Origin of the sequence: Maridesulfovibrio sp. (genome assembly GCF_965230075.1) — a bacterium.
GTDB lineage: Bacteria > Desulfobacterota > Desulfovibrionia > Desulfovibrionales > Desulfovibrionaceae > Maridesulfovibrio.
In genome coordinates, this window is sequence record NZ_OZ245945.1 from 2,564,229 (window position 1) to 2,586,695 (window position 22,467).

Annotated in this window: 21 protein-coding genes; 9 read left to right on the forward strand and 12 right to left on the reverse strand. The window is 46.3% G+C overall.

Going from position 1 to position 22,467, the window contains the following annotated elements; translation table 11 throughout:
* Positions 1–119 precede the first annotated feature (119 nt).
* Both ACO05Z_RS11645 and ACO05Z_RS11650 read right to left on the reverse strand, forming a co-directional pair.
* Positions 120–800 (reverse strand): 4Fe-4S binding protein, encoded by a 681-nt coding sequence (locus ACO05Z_RS11645; RefSeq protein ID WP_421902344.1) that lies wholly within the window; start codon positions 798–800, stop codon positions 120–122.
* Positions 801–871: 71 nt separating this feature from the next.
* Entirely contained in the window at positions 872–1,762 is an 891-nt protein-coding gene (locus ACO05Z_RS11650; RefSeq protein ID WP_421902345.1) for an AraC family transcriptional regulator, read from the reverse strand.
* Between the two features lie 185 nt (positions 1,763–1,947).
* Here ACO05Z_RS11650 and ACO05Z_RS11655 point away from each other — a divergent pair, with 185 nt between their 5' ends.
* The 3 genes from ACO05Z_RS11655 (at position 1,948) to ACO05Z_RS11665 (ending at position 5,238) form a co-directional block, all read left to right on the forward strand.
* Positions 1,948–2,811, forward strand: coding sequence for a TIGR02285 family protein (locus ACO05Z_RS11655; RefSeq protein WP_421902346.1), 864 nt, complete (start codon positions 1,948–1,950; stop codon positions 2,809–2,811).
* Positions 2,812–2,881: 70 nt separating this feature from the next.
* Entirely contained in the window at positions 2,882–3,259 is a 378-nt protein-coding gene (locus ACO05Z_RS11660; protein WP_421902347.1) for a PH domain-containing protein, read from the forward strand.
* Positions 3,260–3,399: 140 nt separating this feature from the next.
* A complete protein-coding gene (locus tag ACO05Z_RS11665) occupies positions 3,400–5,238 on the forward strand; it encodes a UbiD family decarboxylase (protein ID WP_421902348.1) in 1,839 nt (612 codons plus the stop codon).
* Positions 5,239–5,316: 78 nt separating this feature from the next.
* Here the strand turns inward: ACO05Z_RS11665 and ACO05Z_RS11670 are convergent, their stop codons facing one another.
* A complete protein-coding gene (locus ACO05Z_RS11670) occupies positions 5,317–6,081 on the reverse strand; it encodes a substrate-binding periplasmic protein (RefSeq protein WP_421902349.1) in 765 nt (254 codons plus the stop codon).
* Between the two features lie 216 nt (positions 6,082–6,297).
* On the opposite strand from ACO05Z_RS11670, the gene ACO05Z_RS11675 reads away from it, so the two are divergent.
* Complete coding sequence (locus tag ACO05Z_RS11675; RefSeq protein WP_421902350.1) at positions 6,298–7,569, forward strand: hypothetical protein; 1,272 nt, start codon at positions 6,298–6,300, stop codon at positions 7,567–7,569.
* A 44-nt stretch (positions 7,570–7,613) separates the two neighbouring features.
* On the opposite strand, the gene ACO05Z_RS11680 is transcribed toward ACO05Z_RS11675, so the two are convergent.
* Positions 7,614–8,111, reverse strand: a complete 498-nt coding sequence (locus ACO05Z_RS11680; protein ID WP_421902351.1) for a hypothetical protein — start codon at positions 8,109–8,111, stop codon at positions 7,614–7,616.
* 154 nt (positions 8,112–8,265) lie between these two features.
* On the opposite strand from ACO05Z_RS11680, the gene ACO05Z_RS11685 reads away from it, so the two are divergent.
* The gene (locus tag ACO05Z_RS11685; protein ID WP_421902352.1) at positions 8,266–8,865 is read left to right on the forward strand and encodes a DJ-1/PfpI family protein; all 600 of its coding nucleotides are present in this window, start codon (positions 8,266–8,268) and stop codon (positions 8,863–8,865) included.
* A gap of 80 nt (positions 8,866–8,945) precedes the next feature.
* On the opposite strand, the gene ACO05Z_RS11690 is transcribed toward ACO05Z_RS11685, so the two are convergent.
* The 4 genes from ACO05Z_RS11690 to glnH all read right to left on the reverse strand — a co-directional run bounded on the left by ACO05Z_RS11690 (position 8,946) and on the right by glnH (position 11,897).
* The gene (locus ACO05Z_RS11690) at positions 8,946–9,521 is read right to left on the reverse strand and encodes a calcium-binding protein (protein ID WP_421902353.1); all 576 of its coding nucleotides are present in this window, start codon (positions 9,519–9,521) and stop codon (positions 8,946–8,948) included.
* A gap of 149 nt (positions 9,522–9,670) precedes the next feature.
* Complete coding sequence (locus tag ACO05Z_RS11695) at positions 9,671–10,402, reverse strand: amino acid ABC transporter ATP-binding protein (RefSeq protein ID WP_421902354.1); 732 nt, start codon at positions 10,400–10,402, stop codon at positions 9,671–9,673.
* 4 nt (positions 10,403–10,406) lie between these two features.
* Positions 10,407–11,075, reverse strand: a complete 669-nt coding sequence (locus ACO05Z_RS11700) for an amino acid ABC transporter permease (RefSeq protein WP_421902355.1) — start codon at positions 11,073–11,075, stop codon at positions 10,407–10,409.
* 78 nt (positions 11,076–11,153) lie between these two features.
* Positions 11,154–11,897: a glutamine ABC transporter substrate-binding protein GlnH gene (glnH, locus tag ACO05Z_RS11705; RefSeq protein WP_421902356.1), complete on the reverse strand. Its 744-nt coding sequence runs from the start codon at positions 11,895–11,897 to the stop codon at positions 11,154–11,156.
* Positions 11,898–12,730: 833 nt separating this feature from the next.
* Here glnH and ACO05Z_RS11710 point away from each other — a divergent pair.
* From ACO05Z_RS11710 to ACO05Z_RS11720, 3 genes are all read left to right on the forward strand, one after another.
* The gene (locus ACO05Z_RS11710; protein WP_421902357.1) at positions 12,731–14,917 is read left to right on the forward strand and encodes a glutamine synthetase III; all 2,187 of its coding nucleotides are present in this window, start codon (positions 12,731–12,733) and stop codon (positions 14,915–14,917) included.
* Between the two features lie 151 nt (positions 14,918–15,068).
* A complete protein-coding gene (locus ACO05Z_RS11715) occupies positions 15,069–15,611 on the forward strand; it encodes a hypothetical protein (RefSeq protein WP_421902358.1) in 543 nt (180 codons plus the stop codon).
* A gap of 271 nt (positions 15,612–15,882) precedes the next feature.
* Positions 15,883–17,421, forward strand: coding sequence for a methyl-accepting chemotaxis protein (locus ACO05Z_RS11720; protein ID WP_421902359.1), 1,539 nt, complete (start codon positions 15,883–15,885; stop codon positions 17,419–17,421).
* 48 nt (positions 17,422–17,469) lie between these two features.
* Here ACO05Z_RS11720 and ACO05Z_RS11725 read toward each other — a convergent pair whose 3' ends face one another.
* The 3 genes from ACO05Z_RS11725 to ACO05Z_RS11735 form a co-directional block, all read right to left on the reverse strand.
* Complete coding sequence (locus ACO05Z_RS11725) at positions 17,470–17,697, reverse strand: YgdI/YgdR family lipoprotein (protein WP_421902360.1); 228 nt, start codon at positions 17,695–17,697, stop codon at positions 17,470–17,472.
* A gap of 68 nt (positions 17,698–17,765) precedes the next feature.
* Positions 17,766–19,418 (reverse strand): glycosyltransferase, encoded by a 1,653-nt coding sequence (locus ACO05Z_RS11730; RefSeq protein WP_421902361.1) that lies wholly within the window; start codon positions 19,416–19,418, stop codon positions 17,766–17,768.
* Positions 19,419–19,428: 10 nt separating this feature from the next.
* Positions 19,429–21,120: a CgeB family protein gene (locus tag ACO05Z_RS11735; RefSeq protein WP_421902362.1), complete on the reverse strand. Its 1,692-nt coding sequence runs from the start codon at positions 21,118–21,120 to the stop codon at positions 19,429–19,431.
* 132 nt (positions 21,121–21,252) lie between these two features.
* On the opposite strand from ACO05Z_RS11735, the gene ACO05Z_RS11740 reads away from it, so the two are divergent.
* Positions 21,253–21,945 (forward strand): CatA-like O-acetyltransferase, encoded by a 693-nt coding sequence (locus ACO05Z_RS11740; RefSeq protein WP_421902363.1) that lies wholly within the window; start codon positions 21,253–21,255, stop codon positions 21,943–21,945.
* 57 nt (positions 21,946–22,002) lie between these two features.
* On the opposite strand, the gene ACO05Z_RS11745 is transcribed toward ACO05Z_RS11740, so the two are convergent.
* Positions 22,003–22,278, reverse strand: coding sequence for a GIY-YIG nuclease family protein (locus tag ACO05Z_RS11745; protein ID WP_421902364.1), 276 nt, complete (start codon positions 22,276–22,278; stop codon positions 22,003–22,005).
* Positions 22,279–22,467: the final 189 nt, after the last annotated feature.

Below are 22,467 nucleotides of genomic sequence, written 5' to 3' on the forward strand. Positions count from 1 at the left end.
GTGTCAAGCAACAATCCCTGAATAGATCTTATCCGGGAATAACAGAGCGGCCCTTGAAAACACAAAAAAGCACGATCCATAAAGAACCGTGCTCAATTATACTTTGGAAAATCTTATGGTTATATTGTCTGTGAAAGTTCTATAGCTTCAACCGGACAAACAAGCATACAGCTTCCGCATTCATCACAGCGGGAACCGTCTACCCGGTAAACATCCCCCGGAACAATCGCCTTGAACGTACAGGCTTCAAAACATTCGCCGCAGGCAATACATTTTTCAGGATCAATTCGCGCCCCTGCTTCATTGAAAGTTTCTCCCCCAAAAGCAAACCGGCTCCGCAAAAGCTTATGATCGCGTTGCGCCATTTCGAAATCAAAATCAAAGATCTCGCCTTTACCCTTATGAACACAAAACAACCGGATGGCAGGATAACGCTCGTGGTCCTCAAGAACATATTGGTGGATCGGATTTCCGGCTTCTGCCTTCTCACGCAGTTCATCCATGGAGACTTCGCGTGCTTCCCCGGTAATCCGCAAGGTATATCCCGGAGGGAAATATGGCTGGCCGTCCTTGTTCTTTCCTTCCTTGCGGCTGGTAGGATAAATACCGCACATGGAAACCTGGGGGTTGGCCTTAAGCTGGCGGTAAAAAGGCTTAACATCCATTGTCAGGAAGTAGAGTCCTTCATCATCCCCGCCACAAAGACTGATTATCCGGCTATGCATTGTTCCACCATCAAGGGTGGTCACAGACAAACAACCTATCTTCTCAGCTGCTTCAGTTATATCTTTCAAAGTCATGGGCTATCTCCTTTCTGCAAAAATTAACTGCAAACAGCGTAGCCCATCGCATTGACTATACGAAGGTAATTTTATGCCAATTGCTGGTACTTTCCTCTTACATGCTCGCGAAAAACTGAAGGAGTGAACCCGGTCTCACGCTTGAAAAACCTGCCGAAGTACGAAGGATCTTCAAACTTAAGCTCATAGCAGATCTCGGAAACATTCTTATCTGAATTAGCCAGCATACGCTTGGCAGTGGTAATCAGCTCATTACGGGCAATCTGTCCCGGAGTCATACAGGTCACTTCCTTGATCACCGCACTGAGCCTGCTCACGCTGACATTCATCCTTTCCGCATAATCCTGAACCCGTAACTGCGGGCTGTGATCAGTGGATACCAGCTTTTTGAACTCCCGCACAATACGATTTTCTGACCGGGCACCGGTACGCTGCAAACGGTCAGCAAACATGCGCTGCAAACTGACCATAAGAATATGAAAATATGACCGCAACACGGTTTCAAATCCGGGTTTTCTGGCACTGAATTCCCGACAAAGATTAGACATTACCCCTGACAACTCGGCTTTCTGTTCCGTGGAAAGCATGAACATGGGGGAATTGACTACACTGTTGAAAAATTCAAGCTCATAAGCACTATGGACCGGAGCTTCCGGAGACTTAAGAAAATCATCGGTAAAAACCATTACAAAGCCGTCCACCACTCCTTCAGGGTTCCACAAATGCAATTGTCCGGGCGAAACAAAATATAATGAACCGGGAATAATGTCGTAGGTCTCAAAATCAATAACACAACTGCCACGTCCCGCCGAAACATAATGGACTACATAAAAATCATGTAAATGCGGTTCCTGAATATCACTGATAGGGCATCCGGTCCCGTCAGTGAAAGGATATATCTTAAAATTCGACTCAATGCCGATCAACTCTTCAGCCTTATGAATGGTGTGGTTCTCTTTCATATCGACTGAATATCACCCCCAATAACTATTCATCAAGAATAAAAAACGCTCAGATTTCGACACTTGGGCAACTTTCCCCACAACTCAGTCTTAATTTTGAGAATTACATACTGACTTTAAACTAAAAAACGGATAAGGTTTAACTGCAAAACACAATTAAACCTTGCACAACCAATAAAAATATAATGAAACATATATTTTTAATAATTATTTATTTGTCATTGGTTATCCCTGCACCTGTTCAGGCTGATAACGTTATCCATTGGTATCATGCGGACTTTCCGCCATCCAGCATCATGTGTGGAGAGCTGAAAGGAAAAGGGCATGAAAATTATCTGGAAAAAAAACTGCAAAACGCCCTCCCCGAATACAAACACGCGGAACACATTGCCAACTACGGACGCATATTAAAGCAACTTGCCGAAACAAACGGTTGCTGTGTGACAATGATGAAAACACAAGACCGGGAAAAATTCATTGAGTTCAGCGAGCCGGTAATGCTTTACATTTCCAACGGAGTCATCACCCTGAAATCCAGGCTAAATGAATTTAAACCATTTATTGATGAACAGGGATTTATCTCCATAGCTGCCCTATTTAACACATCCCCCATGCGCATGGGCATTTCCAAAGGGCGTCGCTACGGAGGTATGGTGGATAAAATTGTGGACAACAACAAAAATTCTAAAAAATTAATAGTCCACTACAAGAGGGACTTACTTGAAACACTGGCAAAAAACATTCAGGCTGAGCGCACCATTGATTATGCCATAGGCTTTCCTCACGAATTACAATGGCTTGTTTCCCAGAGCTTCGTGGAAGACAAGTTCATTTTTATCCCCATCCGCGAACTGCCCGAATATGTTCTGAGCTACGTCGGATGTTCCAAAAACAAATGGGGTAAGAGAATCATAGGCAAAGTCAACCATATCATTAATGGACAATATGAAGATGAATATAAGAAAAAATACCAGCAATACCTGCCCGAGAAACTGATCGGCGTGCACGAAAAATACTCAACACAAGTTTTTCCATTGAAAAGTAATTGATTTTACTAAAAAACATTATATAATTTATCTCTAAAAAAACTGTTTTCACCGAAAACTAAACGGAGAGATTATGGGAATTCTTGACGGATTAATGGGCAATGCTTCAGAAGTCAGCATTGAAGATGTTCAGGAAGAACTCTCCCCTATAATGGGAGATAACGAAAGAGTTGAACGGGCCTTCAAGGTTATCCGTGACATGTATGTATTCACCTCTGGCAGGCTGATCCTCATTGATAAACAGGGCCTGACCGGAAAAAAAGTGGAATATTTATCAATCCCTTACAAATCCATATCTACTTTTTCCGTAGAAACTGCCGGACATTTTGATATGGATTCCGAACTGAAAATGTGGGTTTCCGGACGTCGCGACCCTATCATTAAAGAGCTAAAAAAAGGCAGCGATGTCGTTGGTATCCAGAAGCTGCTGGCTAATAAGATTCTGGGTTAGCAACCAGCTTTCCAAAATGGAAAATCTGAGCCTTTCGTAAGCGTCAGGCTCTTTTTTTTATGTTCGATTAAACTTGATTCCCGCCCCTTGAATCCATACACTCTGCCGCACAAATAAAAAATGACCACAAGGAAAATATAATGGGATACAAAAACACGAAAGAATGCCTTGATGCCCTTGAAGCCAAAGGCGACCTGCAACGCATAGATCAGGAAATCGATCCGAATATTGAAGCCGGAGTCATCCAACGCCGCGTTTTTCAAGCAGGCGGCCCTGCCCTGCTCTTCACCAATGTGAAAGGCTGCAAATTTCCCATGGCCGCAAATATTTTCGGAACCAAGGAAAGACTGCATTTCATTTTCCGCGATACCATCGAAACAGTGGAACGGCTCATGAAGCTGAAAATGTATCCCATGGAAGCCATCAAAAAACCGTGGCAATATCTCGGCGCACCGCGCACTGCCTACCACACCATGCCGCGCAAACTTTCCGAAGGTCCGGTAACTGCCAATGAAACCACCCTTGCCCAGTTACCGCAGCTCAAGTCATGGCCCATGGACGGAGGTGCATTTGTCACCCTGCCGCAGGTCTATTCCGAAAGCCCGGAAAGCCCCGGTTTTGCAGGCTCAAACATCGGTATGTACAGGGTCCAGATTTCCGGTAATAAATACAATAACACCGAAGTGGGCCTCCATTACCAAATCCATCGCGGCATCGGACACCATCATGCGCAGGCATTGAAAAAAGGCGAAAAACTCAAGGTAAACATTGTCGTTGGTGGGGCTCCGTCCATGAACATCGCCGCTGTAATGCCTCTCCCTGAGGGGCTGGCGGAAATTTTCTTTGCCGGAGCACTGGGCGGACATCGCATTCCCATGGTCATGCGTCCCAACGGCCTGCCTGTTCCTGCTGAAGCAGACTTCTGCATCTGCGGAACCATCAGTAATGAGCAGAAACCCGAAGGCCCCTTTGGCGACCACATCGGCTACTACAGCCTGACCCACGATTTTCCGGTACTCAAAGTGGATAAGGTTTACCACCGCAGCGACGCCATCTGGCCTTTCACAACAGTAGGACGTCCGCCGCAGGAAGACACCATGTTCGGTGACTTCATCCATGAGCTGACTTCCGAGCTGGTTCCCTCTGTCTTTACCGGAGTTCACGAAGTCCACGCCGTGGATGTAGCCGGGGTCCATCCGTTGCTGCTGGCAGTGGGCAGTGAGCGTTACGTACCCTACGCAGAAGAGCGCCAGCCACAAGAACTGCTGACCAACGGCATGGCTCTTCTGGGCAACACCCAGACCGCCCTTGCCAAATACCTTTTCATTGGCGCAAAGGAAGATATGGAGCATGGCGAAAACTGCCACAATATCCCGGTCTTCTTCAAACATATGCTTGAACGCGCCAACCTGAAACGCGATCTGCACTTTATCACCAGAACCACCATAGATACCCTCGATTACTCCGGTATGGGTTTCAACGAAGGCTCCAAGCTGATCTTCGCCGCTGCCGGATCAAAGAAGCGGGAACTTGCAACAGAACTGCCGCAACTCCCCACCCTGCCCGATGGATTCGGGGAAGCAAAAGTCTTTGGCCCCGGGATTATGCTCCTTAAAGGTCGCAAAAGCGATACCTCCAGAGGAGAACAGGACCCGCAAATGGAAAAACTTGGTGAAGCACTTAAGCACGCCAAAGGGATTGAAGGATTCCCCATGATTGTGGTTGTGGATGATCCTGATTTCACCTGCAAAAACTGGGATAATTTCCTCTGGGTAACCTTTACCCGTTCCGACCCGGCAACTGACATCTACGGAGCCGGAGCCTTCACCAAGGCCAAGCATTGGGGAACTGAAAAAGCACTCATCATTGATGCCAGAATGAAAACCTATCAGGCACCGCCGCTTGATCCTGACCCAGAAGTGGAAAAGCGTGTAGACGCGCTGGCTGCGTCCGGTGGACCTCTTTATGGAGTGATTTAGTCTCCGCAGTAAAAAAACGCCCTCCCCGGCTTACCAAAGCCGAGGAGGGGGAAGTTTATACGGAACCGAACAAGGCTCCTACTTCCCTGCTCTCTGCAACCCATACTTGCGCTTCAACTTTGCAAGCCGACCATCTACTATCATTTCCAGCAACCCTGCATTTATCCGCTTAATCAACTTTTCGGTTTTAGATGTATGGTTACCGAAAATATAAAAATGCAGGGACTCGACTCCGGGCATGGGCACAAATGCGATGTCCATACCATCAATACCCTGTAACCTCATCCGTGAGCACACGATCTGCTCAAATCCAATCGCCAGTTCAAAACGCTGTTTCTCCAGCATCTTGAGCATTGTTTCAATATCCTTGGCTCCTTGCTGGATTTTGGAAACATCAAAAGGGTACATCTTATAATTAAATCCGAACACTCCCCCCAATGAGAACTTATCAATATCAGCAACGGTTCTGATATGCGGGCCATTTGGAAATCGGCTTTTGAGATAAAACAAAGCATTATCTAAATGATAGATCTCCTTTGAAAATATAAAATTTTTAAGGCGCGGAGATTCCTTACTACCGTCAAGGACAAGATCAAGCTCGTTGTTCTCCAGCATTGCCAGACACCTTTTCCATGGCAGGGCCACAAGCTGAAGATCGTCTTCAGACCGGCTGAATACCTCTTTAAGAAAATCAACAGTGAAACCTTTAAGGTCATGTGGATCATCCGAGGATAGATAGCAATATGGCGACCAATACCCAGTTCCGCCGACCCTGATTTTATCGGCTGCTGCTCCTGACGAAAGCAAAACAAAAATTATTGCTGACAAGACAATATAGCGCATCATCACCCCATGTAATCTAAATATTACCTATATCTAAAACTGGATCATACATTATGATCCAGTTTTAAACTAGCTGAAGAATAATGGAGCTCTCATAAATGAAATATTGTTGAATTTACTCCACCACTGGTGCAACATTATCCTCGGAATAATTCATGCATAAAATTTAATAGAACTGAAAAAAGAGTCAAAAATATGCCTCACAGGAGGCAGCTCATGGTTAAACAGCATCGCAACAACCTATTTAATGACTGTGACTTAAGTGTAATTCTTGAGAACGTTTGCAACAGCATCATCCCGCAAATTGAAGCTATTCCGGAAGAGGAATTCTTTGCCGCTTCCAAAGCTGAACTTGTGGAAAATGTTATTGAACAGAATTCAATAAAGCAGATCACCCTGCTTGAAGAAAAAATATGTATACGCAAGCCTGTACTATGCCGGATAACCCCGGCAGGAAGAGTATACCGCCCAGACAACACTCAAGATCCCCCTGATTTAAAAGACGGCATAATTACACAGGTGGAGATTCCATACTCAGGCGATAAAAGACTTCTGGTCAGCAGACCAAGCATGCATTACAAACATGGCGGCCCCAGCTTTACCATCAAGAACGACCGCATAATCAAACACTATGTTCGTCCCCTTTATTCTGATCCGAAGGCATTCAAACATCATTTCCTGCGCAACTATGAAAAGATAAACAAGTATCTCACTTGGCAAGCCCACGACATCGCCCTGTTCGATGGTAAACTACGGGAGATTGTAACCACTGGCGTTGCGGATAGACGTCTGAAAGGTAGAACGATTAACCTGCATCTACCCTCCAAGGACGGCGCGAATGAGTTTAACCCCATCCATGTCCGTAGCAGGTTATCTCTTGTGCATAAATCAGGCTATTGCCGCACGCCGGTCATCTCTAACGAAGATTTTATCAAGGCTATCCGCGTATTGCGACACACAGGGAGCAGCTTTGAAAGAACCCCGGCTATCTATAGTGTCCACAACGACAAGGATCTGCGTAACATACTGGTCTCAAACCTGAATACCCATTTCGCAGGAGAGAACAACGAAGACTTATTCAGCCGGATAGGAGAAAACGGATTTAAGGTCGCTCTTGCGAATCAATCAGCGTTGATAGGCAAATGCTCGACATGGCACTGCACGGAGGCCCTTGTATATACCCTCAATTCCCTATTCCACGAAGAGCTCTGCCCAGCATGTAAAGTGGCACTTACAATATTCAACAGGACAGAAGAAAATTTCAGTTCCCTGCTTAAGCACATACGTAAACTGCTTATCGAGCATCCATGCCTGATAAGGCTTGAAAAAGAATATGCTGATAATGAATGGCATACCGTAATAAACACTAGGGCCGAACTGAACCAGCAACACTGGATGCATCTAATGATTTTCAACCTGTACTATAAAAAAGCTGTAGATCACCTGCACTTGAATGATGCGGAGCGTAAATTCTTTGCCGCGCTATAGAAAAAGACCTTCATGGTTAACATGAAGGCCCTCATATTGAAATTTTAATTAGTCTTACGTTCCCGATCATATTCAGTCAGATATTCAGGCAACTGGTATACCCTGCGAAAAAATCCGCTCAGCGACAATACTGTGGACGGTGAGCCAACAGTCCTGCGTTCTGCTAATAAAGCAGCAAATAGGCTGACCACTTCCGCATGGCTTTCCTGTCCGACTTTCCCACTATCAATGTCTGCTATTAATAGGTTGAGGCTGCTTAAAAGCTTCAGTCCAACAAAGTCATCAGGCAAAATCCTTACCGCCAGACCGGTATGCAACTGCCGCAGCTTTGCTACAGCCATATGCGCAGCCTTGTCATTTGCACAACCGCCAAATTTCCGGGGCGTATGATTGGTAATCAACAAAGCCATCTTCCGTATTTCTTTGCGCCACTGCTGAAATTCCTTATCCTCTACCCTGCCCTGCTCCCGTGCCTGCAACAGAGCATATGCCAGTCCAAATCCCCCGATACCCGCTAATAAAACCGCCCACGCATCGCTCATAATCCCCCCGCATCAGCTTACGTTTATTGATTTATTTAATCAGGACTATTTCACGGTAAGATATTTTTTTCAATCGCAAAAAACATAATCCCCCATTGACCTGATTAAATCTAGAATATATCAAATTGCTAATCAAATTAAAGGAGAGGTTGAAATGAAGAGATTACAAAAAGGCTTGATACTTCTTATTGCGATGATTCTGGTTCTGGGAATGGCTGCATCAGCTATGGCTGATACCCACGGCAAGAAAGCAATCATGATTGTCGCCAAATCTGATTTTGAACAAACTGAATATAAAAAGACTCGCTCAGCCCTTGATGATGCAGGTATTATCTGCGCCATTGCCAGCACCAAGGTCGGTACCCTCAAAGGTAACAAAGGCAAACGCATTGAATCGTCAATGCTGCTTAAGGATGTGAATGTAGCTGATTACGATGCCGTGGTTTTCATCGGTGGTAACGGAATCAAGAAAGTATGGAAAAATAAAAATGCCCACAATATTGCGCAGGAAGCAGTAAAACAGGATAAAATCCTTGCCGCTATTTGCGCAGCTCCCGGAATACTCGGTTACGCCGGAGTCCTCGACGGTAAACAGGCAACCGCACACCCTAAAAGCGGTGCCCGCAAAATCATGAAAAAGAATGGCTGTGACTTCCAAAACCAAAAAGTAGTTGTCGACGGTAAAATTATTACTGCAAACGGCCCCAAAGCCGCCGGGAAATTCGGTGAAACAATCGTGGAAGCTATGAATTAATTCAAAACCTCCCGAAATATATCTCACAAAACAAAAGGCACGGACCAAAATCCGTGCCTTTTTTAAATTTTAAAACAAATTTATTGCTTCTTTTTCCACTCATCCCATTCTTTTTTACTCAGTTTTCCATCCTTATTCAGGTCTGCTTCACGCATAATTCTTCCGGCATTAAGAGGATAAACCTTTACAATTTCAGAACGGATAACGGTTTTACTGCCATCTTTATCGATATCGACAAAGGCTCTGGCAAAACGAATTCTTTCCATTGTGTAGTAAATAGCTTTAGCTCTGCGACCGCTTTCAAGGTTATACAGGGACATATTTTCCTTACCTGTCAGGGTTCCCAAAGTGTAACCTTCTTCATGTTCAGCAAAATAAAGGCTCACGCCGTCAGCGCCGATGATGCCGCTGAATCCCTCGGTAATAAGATTTTCTTTATTTTCAGCAAACCATGCCTTTTCACCGGAGAAGAGATTGCCCTCCTGCTTTTTGATAACAAATACGGCCTTATGCTCTTTAATCTTTCCGTCTTTAGTGATCATCTTGACCAGACCGACCCATGTTCCACGCAATTCCGGAAAACCGCCAGCACAGGCAAAGGAGCTCATCAGAACCAATGTGAGGACAACAATACTGCAACTCAAAATTTTTCTCATTTTATCTACCTCCCAGATTTAAAATTAAAGATACTACCGTTATTTAGCAAACAGCAGAATACGTCAACCATTCCGGCAAAACAAGCTGTTATAAATAAAAAAAGGCAGCCCCTGAGGACTGCCCTTTATATTCTCGTTTTAAGATTCCCTTAAATATGGGAAACGACCTTTCCTAGAAAATCCTTAAGTCTGGGATTCTTGGGATTGGCAAAGACTTCAACAGGATCGCCTTCTTCCTGAATAATGCCCTGATCGATGAAAATGAGACGGTCTGCAACTTCCTTTGCAAAACCCATCTCGTGGGTAACTACGATCATGGTCATACCTTCCTTGGCAAGCTTCTGCATTACTTCTAGAACTTCTCCGACCAGTTCAGGGTCAAGAGCAGAAGTAGGTTCATCAAAAAGGATAACCTTAGGCTGCAGAGCCAGGGAACGGGCAATTGCAACACGCTGCTTCTGTCCGCCGGAAAGCTGTTCCGGGTAGTTACGGGCCTTATCCTTTAGACCGACCTTATCCAAAAGCTTGAGGCCGAGTTCATCAGCATCACTCTTGGACATCTTACGCACCTTGATGGGACCGAGAGTCACGTTATCAAGGATGGTCATGTGCGGGAAAAGGTTGAACTGCTGGAAAACCATTCCGGCTTCAGCACGCACTTCGTTGATATTAGTAGTAGAAGCCATGATGTCATGGCCATCCACAATAATGGTTCCGGAAGTGGGTTCTTCAAGCTTGTTGATGCAACGCAGCACGGTTGATTTACCGGACCCGGAAGGACCGATAATACAGACAACTTCGCCGGACTCAACCTTAAGGTCGATGCCTTTAATTACTTCAAGCTTCCCGAAACTTTTATGAAGGTTCTTAATCTCAATCATGTCACTACCTCCGGGAAGTATTCAACTTTTTCTCAATGCGACGCATTGCAAATGCGATGGACAGGGTCATAACAAGGTACACACATGCAACAGCAAGGTAGACCTCAAAGGCACGGAAGTTCACGGAAGTGATTTCCTGACCGGTTCTCATAAGCTCACCAACACCGATAACCATAAGCAGGGAGGTATCTTTAAGGCTGATGATGAACTGGTTGCCAAGGGGCGGAATCATCCGTTTAAGTGCCTGTGGCCAGATGATAAAACGCATGGTCTGGGCATTAGTCAGACCGATGGAGCGTCCGGCTTCAAACTGTCCTTTGTGGATGGACTGAACCGCACCGCGAACGATCTCGGCAATATACGCACCTGAGTTAACTGCGATGATAACAATCCCGGCGGTCATGGGGGGAATACGCATCCCGATTGCCATGGGAACCCCGTAATAAAGGAACATGGCTTGAACAAGCATGGGTGTACCCCTGATAGCTTCAACGTAAACCCCGGCAATCTTTCTAGTGAAAAAATTACGGGAAAGCTTCATCAAACCTGCTGCACTTCCAAGTAAGAATCCGAAAAATAGACCGCCGATGGTGATCTCAATTGTGAGCTTGAGACCACGCATGAGCATGGGAAATGTGTCCCAGAAAACTGTAGTGTCAAATGCGAATGCCATTAGGACCTCTGTTTAAAAAATAATTAGGGGCGGCCAAATAGCCGCCCCACAAAACACACTGAAATAGTTATAAATAAATTATTTAGGCTCAGTGCCGAACCATTTTACGTACAGTTCACGGTAGGTGCCATCTTTGCGCAGGTCTTTAAGAGCTGCGTTAACTTTGGCTACGAGGTCGCTTCCTTTGGGGAAAGCAATACCGTACTGCTGGCCGTTGTAAAGAGGGCCAACAACTTTAACCTGACCTTTACCGGCCTTACGCATGAAGTCTGCGATAACGGGGGAGTCAAAGATAACCGCATCAGCACCGCCGGTCATGAGTTCCATGAACATAGCGTCGTTGTTGGGGTAAAGCTTAACTTCCTTAGCGTTAGCAGTCTTAGCGAAATCAGCAGAAGAAGTGCTCAGCTTGGTGGAGATGATCTTACCTTTAAGATCTTCAATACCGTTGATGGAATTTTCGTCTTTCTTGACGAGAATAAGCAGGCCGGAGTTGTAGTAACCATCAGAGAAGTCAACAACTTTTGCACGCTCGGGCTTGATGGTGATACCAGCGATACCTACATCAATCTGGTTGGACTGGAGACCGGGAATGATGCCGTTGAAGTCCATGGGCTGCAGATCATAATCAACACCGATCTTCTTAGCGATAGCTTCCCAAAGCTCAACGTCAAAGCCGGTGTGCTTTCCGGTAGCAGGATCTTTAAATTCAAAAGGAGGGAAGCTGGTGTCACAGGCAACAGTAAGTTTACCTGCAAAAGCAGTTCCGACCATGGTCGCAGTAATCAGAGCGGCAACGATTATTGAAAGCAGTTTTTTCATGAATCCTCCAAGAATAAACATCATTTCTTAAAAATCTTCATCCCAATAAAAAATGAAGATAGACCGATCAACGAGGAATTTACCCGTCGATAATTTGTCGAAGGAGCAAAATTTAGCACCTTTTTACACTAAATTCAAGACACTGGCCGCACAACCATTCAATTAGAAATTCAATCAAACTCAATAGATACGATAACATCTCAGGAATACATGCATTTTAAAAGCGAACACTCACCTGATCAACCAATCAACCTACCCAAATTTAATTCGAAAATAACAACAGCCACACGCCCTCTTATTCATTAAATACCGCCTCACTTTTTATCTAAAAAACCCCAAAAAAATGAAACAGTTTTTCTCAAAAAAACCACGACAAACCATCACGAAAACGAAAACAATGCAGACTTTTTAAAATTATAAAAAATACTACTGACTTTCCTATTATATTAATGTAGGGAATCATAAAAATTCGCGCACAAGTGCAATCTTTCTCAATATATATTTTTCACATAAAGCATAGCATCCTCAGCCACAAACAACCGTTTACTCAATCAAAATGCACAATTTTGTAATCAAAATTCCCCACCTTTCTGGGTATACTTAATTTTAATGACAATTTTGTAATATGACTTCGAGGCGCACCCTGATCATTCTACATTTTTGTAAGTTAGGCATGCCTCTCAAAGAACCCAAACACAGATAAATATCTATAATATTTAACTTTTCACAACAACGGCACACCTCCTGCTTGTGTCTGAGCAGGTTTGATTAACGCCCAAAATTCTTCGCCGAGCGAAGATCACCAATAAAAAAGATTCAAGGAGTTTTTTCAAATGAGTTCAAACACCTCCCGCCAGGGTGCGATCACCGCAGTGACCAACTACTCTACCCCTGAAGCTTCCTTCAGCTTTGCCGACACAAAACCCACCGAACTCTTCGGCTGCAATGTCTTCAACGACAGCGTAATGAAGGACAGACTTCCTAAGAAAGTCTACAAATCCCTGAAAAAAACCATTGAAGAAGGTGCTGCAATCGATCCTTCCATCGCCGATACTGTTGCAAACGCAATGAAAGAATGGGCCATGGAAAAAGGCGCAACCCATTACACTCACGTTTTCTATCCCCTGACTGGCCTGACCGCAGAGAAACACGACAGCTTCATCTCCCCCGACGGCAGCGGTAACTGCATTGCTGAATTCGAAGGCAAGCTCCTCATTCAGGGCGAGCCCGATGCATCCAGCTTCCCCAACGGCGGCCTGCGCGCAACCTTCGAAGCTCGTGGGTACACCGCATGGGACGTAACAAGCCCCGCTTACATCCTTGAGAACCCCAACGGAACCTTCCTGTGCATTCCCACCGCATTCATTTCCTGGAAAGGTGAAGCACTTGACAAAAAGACCCCCCTGCTTAAAGCAACACAGGTAGTCAACACTTCCGCACAGCGTATCCTAAATATTTTCGGCGACAAATCCGGTAACCGCGTTGCTTCCAACGCCGGCCCCGAACAGGAATACTTCCTGGTTGACCGCAACTTTTACTTCGCACGCCCCGACCTCATGATGTCCGGCAGAACCCTTTTCGGTGCCAAACCCGCAAAAGGACAGGAACTGGACGACCACTACTTTGGTGCAGTTCCCCGCCGCGTTCTCTCTTTCATGATGGATGTTGAGCACGAACTCTACAAACTGGGCGTTCCGGTTAAGACCCGCCACAATGAAGTAGCTCCCGGACAGTTCGAAATCGCTCCTGTTTACGAACAGTCCAACATTGCTACCGACCACAACCAGATGATCATGACCACCCTCAAGAGTGTGGCTAAACGTCACGGCATGGTCTGCCTGCTGCATGAAAAACCTTTTGCAGGAATCAACGGCTCCGGCAAACACGTCAACTACTCCCTGAGCTGCAACGGATACGGTTCCCTGTTCGATCCGGGCGACAACCCCCATGAGAACGCACAGTTCCTCATATTCTGCGCTGCGGTAATCCGCGCTGTCCACAAGCACAGCAAGCTCCTGCGTGCAGTGGTTGCCACCGCTTCCAACGACCACCGTCTCGGTGCCAACGAAGCTCCTCCGGCGATCATGTCTATCTTCCTCGGCGAGCAGCTCTCTGAGATCTTCGGAAAGATCCAGGAAGGCAACTCCCCGACCCCGACTTCCACTGGCTTCCTCAAAGCCGGCGTAGACACCCTGCCTCCGCTGCCCAGAGATGCCGGTGACCGTAACCGTACCAGCCCGTTCGCATTCACCGGTAACCGTTTTGAGTTCCGCGCAGTAGGTTCCAACCTCTCCATCGCCGGCCCTCAGGTTGCCCTGAATACCATGATCGCAGATTCTCTTGATTTCATCGCAGATGAAATGGATGCATTCATGGGTGGTGACGAATCCAAACTCAATGATGCTGTAAACAAAGTAATCAAAGATATCATGGACGCCCATGGTCAGATCGTATTTAACGGCGACGGCTATTCTGAAGAATGGCACAAAGAAGCTGTTGAAGAACGCGGCCTGCCCAACCTGCGCACCTCCGCAGATGCTATCCCCGAGATCGCTTCTCCGGAATCTGTAGAACTGTTTACCAAATACGGTGTCTTCACTGAAGAAGAACTGGAAAGCCGTAAAGAAATCTACCTTGAGCAGTACAACCAGGCCATCGTTACCGAAGCTGCACTGGTAAGCAAACTCGCCAAGACCCATATCCTTCCCGGCGCAGTACGCTACCAGAAGGAACTGGCTGAAACCTGCGCTGCAATGAAAGCCATCGGCGTAGAATTCACCACCGGCACCCTCGAAGACCTGACCGCTAAGCTTCGCGGCATGCAGACTGCCAACATCGAACTTGAAAAGATCATGGAAGCCAAGCCCGAAGGCGATGTTGTAGAAGAAGCAAAATACCTCTGCTGCACCGCACTTCCCGCAATGCTGGAAGTCCGCAAATACGCAGATCAGCTTGAAGAAGTTGTTGCAGACGACCTCTGGTGCCTGCCCAGCTACTCTGAAATGCTGTTCATCAAATAAGAATCAATTACTGCCATATCCTTAAGCCAAGAAAGGTCCCTGCTTCGAAAGAGGCAGGGATCTTTCATTTTCTCCATCCCTCTTTACAAAATCTTAATTTAATATATACCGATAATCATTAGTCGGGGTAAATACTCAGCATGGAGGAACAATGCTTAAAAAAATATTGGTGCTGGTCGTACTGACCTTTCTTTTCGCATTCACAACAAATGCGGCTTCCCCTCTTACCGGGGATCAGGTAGAGCGGGTTGTAAAAACACTGGAACAGCTGGACCCGATAATGGAACAGATGGAAGAGGAAATGGAAGAATCCGGTGAAAGCGATGTAGATCCCCTTGATCCTGAAATGCTGCACAAGGAATTTGCCATGCTCTATGGCTACACCCCACAGGCCAAAAGAATCATTGAGGCAAATGGTTTTACCTACAAAACATGGCCTGAAACTGCTGGGCGAGTAGTTAAGGCATTTGCCTCCATCGCCATGGAAGAAGACGGTAACGCGGGCATGGCTGAACTTGAAGCCGCAATTGCCCAGATGGAAGCCGATCCGAACATGAGTCCAGAGCAAAAGAAGATGATAAAGGAACATATGCTCTCATCTATGAAAGTTGCTAAAGCAATGATGAAAGCACCTGCAGAGGATGTAAAAGTTGTCCGGCCTTATTTTGATAAATTATCAAGTGCCATAGAATAAATTATATATTAAAAATTTACTACAATAGAGGCCGGAAGGCCTCTTTTTTTGTATACTCTTTTATGACACACAAGCTAAAAGACTGATAAAACATTCAATTTACCGACACACCATCCACACCTGCATTCCACTGTGCTAATATGACTCACTTACAGTCTTCAGAAATAGCACAAAACACACTTCTCTTCCTGTTACAATAGGAAGATAAACACATGGCATTAAACATGCTTTATGGGCTACAGCACTTCTACTAAAAGAACGGGAGGCCCATATGACCGCACGCCTGTATGCCAGCATCGTAACAATTGCCCTTCTACTCGGAGCAGGACTATTCTTTGCCCAGAATCAAATAGCTATTCTCATTGTATCAATTTCCATTGCCGCTTTGCTTACCCTAGGCTTTGTTGTTCAAAGACATATAATTTCGCCGATTAAAACACTCATTGGAGAAGTAGAAAGAATTTCCAAAGCGGACTACACCCCGATCCCCCATCATAATTTCATGGCAGAACTCGGAGAGCTTTCAAACGCAATAGAAGGACTCAACAATATTCTAAACGAGAAAGTCGGCATGAGTGAATCGATGCTGAAAAATATTATGACCCCTATGGTGGTAGTCGACCCCAAAGGTAATATCAGCTGGATTAATGAAAGCATCGTAAAATTAATTGAAGAAGAGGAAGTAACAGACACGTATATCGGGCAGAATTTTTCAACCTTCTTCTACGGCACAAAACAGGAAACCATCTCCGAAAGATGTATGGATGAACGCAAAAAATTATTTGTCAAAGGACAGGTAGAGGGCCGCAAAGGCACAACAAAATATATCTCCGTTGCTTCTTCGCCAATTTTCGACTCCAGAGGGAATTTACTTGGCGGCTTCACCACAATCATGGATTTCACCAACATCAAGCTCAAGGAAGACTTTATCACCGCCCAGAATAAGAAAATTGCCAAAGGCGTGACTGATGCCTCAAAAATATCTGAGCAACTTGCAGGCACATCAGACGAAATAAGCTCAGAAATCCAAAATTCCAGCAAAGGTATCCATGACCAGCGGACCAGAACGGAAGAAGTGGCAACTTCCATGGAACAGATGAATGCATCTATCCTTGAAGTATCCAGAAACTCCAGTGATGCAGCCCGGATGGCCCGCCAGACTCAAGAAACAGCTAACGATGGTTCCGGGCTTGTTGAAAATGTCATCGGGGTTATGGACGAAGTGAATATGAAAGCGGGAAATCTCAAGCAGGAAATGGGAACCCTTGAAACCCACAGTAACGGCATAACCACCATCATGCAGGTAATATCCGACATTGCCGACCAGACCAACCTACTCGCTCTCAATGCCGCTATTGAAGCGGCCCGAGCCGGGGAAGCGGGACGCGGTTTTTCTGTTGTAGCCGACGAAATCAGGAAACTGGCTGAAAACACCATGCATGCAACCAAGGAAGTTGGCGAATACATATCCGCCATCCAAAACAGTTCACAGAAAAGCACTTCCGCCACAGAAGACACCTTAAACAGTATTCAGCAGGCCACGGAAATGTGCGATAAAGCTGATGCAGCTCTCAAGCAGATACTTGAAATATCCAAACAAACGGCAGGACAAGTCGAAGGTATAGCAACTGCAGCAGAACAGCAGTCAGCTGCCAGCGAAGAAGTCACAAGTGCAATCGACATGGTGAATAATATCGCATCACAAACTTCAGATTCAATGGGAATGGTTGCCGGATCGGTAGCCGAACTGGCTTCTCTTGCAACAGACCTTGATGACTTCATGAACAAGATGCAGGTTCAAGAAACATAAAAAAACCGGGATCTCACATACAATGAGATCCCGGCAGACTTAATAAATTTATTTCTTATTTTCCTCTATCTGCTGCACATCTTCACGCTTGATTGTCGTCTGCTGGCCGTCAAGATTCTCATAAGTATAGGTATTCGAATCTTTATTGTATTGCGGTGCGCCGACACTTACCGCTGTAGAACCATCAGTTTTGGTAATTGTATGATGCTTTGCTCCACAACCAACAAACGCAAACAACCCCAAACACAATAAGCCCGCAATAAGAATATTTTTCATTTTCCACTCCTTCTATGGTTTGGAAAACCCTAGCAGATTATTGCAGATACAACAACGAGCTTAATTAACTACTCCACTTCTTTCATCACATGCCCTACTTTAAGAGCCTTCTCGGTAAAATCATTCTCTAACCGCTCAATATCACGATCAATAATCTCCGCTACTTCCCGGGCTTCATACTTGGATTCCAACTTCAACACATTACCGGCCCCGCTGCCACGCGCGGCACGGCTGATTGAAACTGCAGCCCCCGACTTACGCTTGTGTTGAACTTTGAGTTTACCCTGATAAACAGCCGTTTTTCCGGCCTTGGCAAGCATCAAGTCATGATCGAGGTCATCATACTGAGTAGGTGAGTAACGCAGGTCAAAATCACCACTTTGGCTCAAAATATCCTGCCGGAAAAGATGGAAGCATCCGGTGACGGAAACGCATGGACGGCAATAATCAAACTGCCCATAATCAAGATCCTGATTATAAGGATCGAGATAGGCAAACTCGAAACTACGGACCACATCTTCAAATCCCGTCGGGGTTTCCCGCAAATGCAAATCAGCATGCTGAATGACTTCCTGCTGATCCTCATTGACCACCTTGCAGCCCCAGACCCCGGCATCAGGATAAGCCTCCACCGCCGCACTGAAATGGGCCTGCCAATCCGCCGGAATAAAGGCATCGTCATCAAGGTAGGCCACATAATCGTAGAGCTTAAGCTCATTCATATTTTTCAGCCAGTTACGAGCCGCAGGAGCACCCACATTCACCGGAAGATCGATACGGCTGAAACGATCCCCAAGCTGCTCTTTCCAACGGGTCATAATTTCAGAAGTATGATCCGAACTCCCGTTATCTAGGGCAAAGATATGCACATTATCCAACGGAGACTGCGCCAATGACTTCATGGTCACATCAAAGTCATCTGCTTTATTAAATGTGTACAGGCAAACCGCAACCTGACCGTCCAGCAGATTAGAACCGCCACTACCGAGCAGACGGTCATAAACCTTGAACCAAGTATTAACCTGCCACGGACGGGCAGTCATGCGATCCCGCCAGAGAACCATGGCTTCATCTCGCCTGCCCATGCGGTCTACACTTTCAGCCAGTCGCAACAAATTCTCACCCAAAATAAGAGCACCTTCAGAAGTATCAGAATAAATAGCTTCAGCCTGCTCGTAGTTACCGGAACAAAAGGCAATATCCCCGGCATATTTATTGAGCACCATATTCATGGATGTGGGCCAGTCACGAGCAAGGGCCGCACTGGCAACCTCGTGTCTGCCAAGAAAAAAAGCCAGATCAAGCAAATGCGATAGCCAGAATAAATTCTCGGGTTCACGTTCGGTCTGGCTGGAAAGATAATCAACCAGCTTATCCTTATCATCCTTAGCAATAAGCCGTTGCAGGTAGCCCAGATTTTCCGGGATGGCACTGTTCGAGGCAATGAGCGACATAGTTTCCACCAGCGGAGCTGGCAAAAAATTAAGCTGCTTATTGATTGCCAACAGATTGGAAGCAAGTTGTCCATCCAAAGGACTGGCTTCCCATGCAGCCAGAAACATATCTACGCCCAGATCAATGAGCGTACTTTTCTCGCGGCTACTCTCGGCGCTGTTGATGACCCGGTTAGCAGTCTCCATAAGGTGTGGCTTACCGTGCCCGGAAACCAGAAGCCTGTAGCGGGACGCGGTGTCGAGAAATCCCCAGAATTTACCTGACATAATCTTAATCCTACCCAAATGTTTGACGCATTTTTTCCATCAAAGTGGAAAGCCTATGTTTGTAGGTATGTTCGGCCATAATCCGCTTACGCGCGGCAGCGGTTACCTTGGACCGACCAACATCATCAGCCAACCACTTTTCCAGCAACGGACCGATTTCTGAAATATCATTATACGAAATAATCTCATTACCCGGCTCAAAAAGCGCTTCCATCTGCTCCCGATAGTCGGTGAGCACAAACCCTCCGCAGGCCGGAACATCGAAGACCCGCTGGTTGACCGCGCCCTTCATCTGCCTGCTGGTGCAATTGAAACCGATCTTGGACATAGGATAAAACCCGGGCAGATCATTATAATAGTCCAAAGAGGACAAATAACGCCAGTTTCCTTTTGAAAGCAATTCCTGCCAACCGTCATCCCCTACGATAAGCGGATTGAAGGGCAGCAATTCGCGCACACAAGAAAGACGGTAGCGGCGAGTAGCTTCCCATGTGATCAAACCTTCAAAGGCCAGCCTGTTTTCATCAGTGGCTAAATTTTCCATCTGTTCCAGAAGATCAGGGTACGAATTGCGCAAAAAATCTTCCACTGACAGCTCTGCCCGTTCACCGAACTCCACTGCCAATTCCGGAACTCTCTGCTCCATTCCGGCATCAAGACCACTCTGATGCAAATAGTCATTCACCGCATGCACCATGGAGTTACCAAGGAACGAAACATCCGCCCGCCACTCATCACGCCCGGGAAGTCCCGGCTTGAAACGCTCTACATCCGTTGCCAGCGGCAGGTAGAAAACATTCTCAAAACCTTTTTCGCTCATGATTTCCAGATTTCCGGCATCATAAGTAAAGATAGCCGTCAAATCGGGCAGTACATCAGCGTAACGGTAAAGGATCAGATGCGGGTTATCCACAAACCATGAGGCCAGCGGGAGTTTGAGTTTCAACAGCAGGTCGGTGAGCTTACCTTCCCGGTCCACGCCGAAGTGGTTCACTGTCAGCGCAAAATCTGGCTTAAAATCAACCACCGTACGCAACAGGTCTTCCACAAAACCTTCACGAACAGTGTCCCCGGTACCGATATCCACGCTGCGGAATTCAATGTCCAAGCGCTCCAGCGCGGCGGTAATCTCGCCCATCAGGAAGTACGGGCGATGGAAGAAAAGAACCTTCGGTTTTTCATTGCGAAATTTCGGATAGGCAACCTCAGCCCAAAAATCTAAAGGAGCGGAATCCTTTTCGTCCTCAATTGTGTTGCCGATAGCGAGGTACCATTCTCGGTCCAGACGCTGATATAAAGGTATTTTCACCAGCTCAAGCGGACCGTTACCGTTAGCCGAGCGCCACTCGCGGACCTGCTCCAACACCTGTACCGGATCACCGCTCAACCATGTAACCTGCGGATGATTTCGAAATTTATCTGCCCCAGAAGCCTCTGCTATGGACGGATCATTATCCAGCACCGCCAGCGGACCGGATTTCAGCAATTCTTCTATGCACACACCAAGTCCGGCACCAAGTAGCACGGGCAGCTTTCCGGGCGTGACCGCTTCAGCCAGCCCGCATTCACGCTCACCCCCTTTACGGCCCCAGAGATGCCATTTCTTACCCTCTATATGGATGCGCACGTCAACAACGCTACCCTGATCCATCACGGGTTCAACTGTATAAGCTCGTTTCGACATATTGAATATGTATGTCATTACAGCATGCTGTGACAATCCTTGATTGTGATTTTTTTAGATAAGTAATGAACTGTTTACGGACCGCCCATTCATTCGTTATAGCTGGCCCAAATTCGATTTTAAAACTAAAAAATATATACGAGAAAACTCATGACAAACAAAGCGCTGCTGACTGAAAGCAAAATGGAATTTCTGGACATGGAAACATGGGAACGAGCTGAACACTTTACCTTTTTTCAATCCCTGTGCACCAGCCGTTACGGGTTCACCGTGCAGCAGGATGTGACCGAACTTTTGAACTATCGCAAAGAGCAGAACAGCGGGTCCGCAAAAATCCGCTTCTCGTCTATGCTCTATTATCTGGCTACCCGTGCGGCAAACGAGGTCCCTGAATTCCGCACCCGCATAGTGGAAGGCAAGCCCGCCATTTACGATGTTATCCATCCTGCATTCACATACATACCCAAAGGACGCAGCCTGCACGCCAACTGCCTTTGCCGACTCGGCGAAAATTTCTGCGAAACCGCTGCCAATATCGAAGTTGCCCGTCAATCCGCAGATGAAAAACCGACTCTCACCCCCGCAGGTGGCGAAAAGCCCAACCTGTTCTATTTCAGCGTGGTCAACGGCGTGGCCTTCACCTCTGCCAGCAACCCGTGGGGGAACTGCAATACCGATTCAGTACCCCGAATCCTGTTCGGTCATGTAACTGAAAACGAATCCGGCAGAAAGATCATGCCTGTGGCAGTTGAAGCCCTGCACGGACTTATGGATGGTAAGCATTTCGGAGAGTTCTTCCAGAAATTTGATGCGATGTGTAAGGAACCGGGGGAATATTTGTAAGGCCTTCCCCAGACCCCATACCCTCAAAACTTATTAATTTGCTTCGCATTTAACGCGTTAAGACGGTGTATTTTCTTCCTGAATTGCTAGTTCCTTAAGAAATCCAACCTTCTGCCCTGCTCGCTTCTGCTTTACTGCATATTCAGCACGATAGGCAGCGCGTTTATCAGGGAAAGCTTCATATGCTTCAAATTCAACAGGCAGGCGGCAACGGGTGTACTTTGCGCCCTTGCCGGAATTGTGTTCTTCCAGCCTGCGCTCGGGATCGGTGGTCACTCCGCAATAGAGAGAATTGTCGCTACAACGCAGCAGATATACGTACCATGTGCTCATAAATTGGAGATAGCTTTTGCTTGCGGAGCAGTCAAAACTTTATTCTTGAATCATTTTTGCTGATTAACGTCCTGATACGCCCATTTACCCTTGCATTCTGCGGCTCGAACATATAATTTGGCGTGCTTACTCAGTTTATGACTGCCAGACGCATTTTTTCGTGCGCCTTGCGTATCTATATAAAAGATT